At 38.2% G+C, this 2,016-nt stretch carries 2 protein-coding genes and 1 pseudogene; 2 read left to right on the forward strand and 1 reads right to left on the reverse strand.

What is annotated here, in order from left to right; translation table 11 throughout:
• Positions 1-233 (reverse strand): annotated as a pseudogene (locus tag KO534_RS03635) (Abi family protein); the annotation flags it as partial.
• A gap of 995 nt (positions 234-1,228) precedes the next feature.
• On the opposite strand from KO534_RS03635, the gene KO534_RS03640 reads away from it, so the two are divergent.
• Positions 1,229-1,594 (forward strand): hypothetical protein, encoded by a 366-nt coding sequence (locus tag KO534_RS03640; protein ID WP_012564905.1) that lies wholly within the window; start codon positions 1,229-1,231, stop codon positions 1,592-1,594.
• 174 nt (positions 1,595-1,768) lie between these two features.
• The coding region (locus KO534_RS03645; RefSeq protein WP_215927375.1) for a hypothetical protein at positions 1,769-2,016 on the forward strand (248 nt) is incomplete at its 3' end.

The raw sequence follows: 2,016 nt of genomic DNA on the forward strand, positions 1-2,016 counted from the left end.
AACATAGAAAGTTCATAACCTTTGTGCAATGTAGTATGTTCTGAAAATTTCTTAGTCCCTTTATCTTTAAAGGGTGATAGATAAGCTTTAAATCGATAGTAACTACAACGATTTAAGACTTTTTCAGCAAAATCTTCATCATCAATGATTAGCCCTTGGTCTATGAGTTTTTTACATAACTGAGAACTAGATAGGTAAGGTTTTTTATAAGGAACGAGGGGAGCCGTAGTCATATCCATTTTCTCTAGGCAAAAAAAACTTCCACTCTTACGAACTTGCGTTCAGGAGGAAGTCATTGTTAAGTTAATTATACATGTTACATATACAGAGTCCAGTTATTTTCAATCACGTGACTCCGTAACGCAGAACCTAAGATCCCCGCGGGTGAAGTAGGTTGTCTTGTGTTGAATCTAGGTACGCACAAAATTGGTGTTCATTATGCCCCTTATGTTAAATCCGTAAGTTAGCCTATAAAAACCATGCCTTCGCAGCCTCAGAAGCCCATAGAGGCGTTTTTAAGATATAAACCACACCAACATACCCCAAAACCAGTTTGAAAGTTTATGACGCTTTCTAGGCGATTTACAGGGCAATAAAATCACAATCCGTTTCAATCAATAATCACCCTGTAACGTCTATTTTCAACAATTAGCCGGTGCGCTCGAAAAAGCCCGAAGCGTAGCTGGCTTTTTTGGGCGTACTGGAGACAAACGAAGTGCGTCAGGGTTTCAAAGGTTTCACCTTTGGCACGGGATGTTTTTATCCAATGCGTAGCAGGGGGTGAAAACGTCCCCGTCGTGCCTATCTTGAAAATAGAAATCAACGGGTAATCACAACGTAACTAACATTAATAAGCTAACCCATTGAATCAATGAGTTTATAGGTAGGTTACTAAGATAAATCATGCCAATTTCAGCCCAACTGAAATAACCATTCTCGTTCTTCTTTTTTATTGCTAGTCTCTAAAGTATCAATCAGTAATCAATAAAGTATTCAGTGAAAAAGAAAACACCGTTAGAAAAAGAGCTTCTTTCGTACACGAAAAAGCATCAAACGAAATCTAAAACCGCCGTCATTACGGAGTTATATGACGTGATAACCATCTTGATGAGTGAAGGTATCTCACTAGAGCACATCGTTGCGTTTTTAAACACAAAAAAAATCACGGTATCGAGAGACTATTTGAAGACGGTTCTTTATCGAATTAGGCAAAAGAGAAAACTAGAAAATGAATAAACCAAAATCCAAGACTCATTTGGTGTCCGTTCGAGTGGATGGTCGAGTGAATGCTGAAATTGAAGAGCTGTTAAACGACACGCATAAAGATAAAGCAGAACTGTTAAGGGCGTTGCTAGTAAGAGGTTTGTTCGCCTATAAAAGGGATTTGTATCAAACTCATGGCGATAGAGTGCATCACTCAATTGATAAATCGTATTACGCCTACGAAAGAGAAATGCTTGATGATGACTTACATTACATCGCCACTCGTTTTGACCAACTAGAAGCCATGATAAGAGAGCATAAAGAGCCGGTATTAACACCAACGAAAAAAGAAGGAAAAAAGACGCTTTTGGATAGTTTCTTTAAAAAATAACGTTACCCATAAATTAACGTATTAATACAAGGAGTTAGCATTATATTATTGATTACTCAGTGATATCTATTTTTTAGATAGGCACGACGGGCACGTTTTCACCCTCTACATACGTATTTGGAAAAACATGCCGCGCCAAAGGATGTCCTTTGAAACCTAAGAGCAAAAAAGAGAATGAAGAAAAGACGATTTACTCAAGAAGACCGCACTCTTATTGAACTACAAATAGAAAAAGGAGTGGCACGAAAAGAAGCGGCCAAAGCAATTTATGAAAAAGTATACGGACTCAAGCCAAGAGACTTTGCTCTTATAGATTCACTCTGCAGCAGCAACGGTGAAGATTATAGAGACCAAGCCTTTGAAACGATTTTCAAAAGGAACAGAGAAAAATTAAAACGACTCACCATAGCAAGGGCAGCGAG

The sequence above is a fragment of the Paraglaciecola arctica genome, from assembly GCF_018861065.1.
Classification (GTDB): Bacteria; Pseudomonadota; Gammaproteobacteria; order Enterobacterales; family Alteromonadaceae; genus Paraglaciecola; species Paraglaciecola arctica_B.

What these genes read in the sequence shown, in the direction of transcription:
- KO534_RS03640 (WP_012564905.1), top strand. Translation starts at nt 1,229, where the DNA reads ATGAATAAACCAAAATCCAAGACTCATTTGGTGTCCGTTCGAGTGGAT.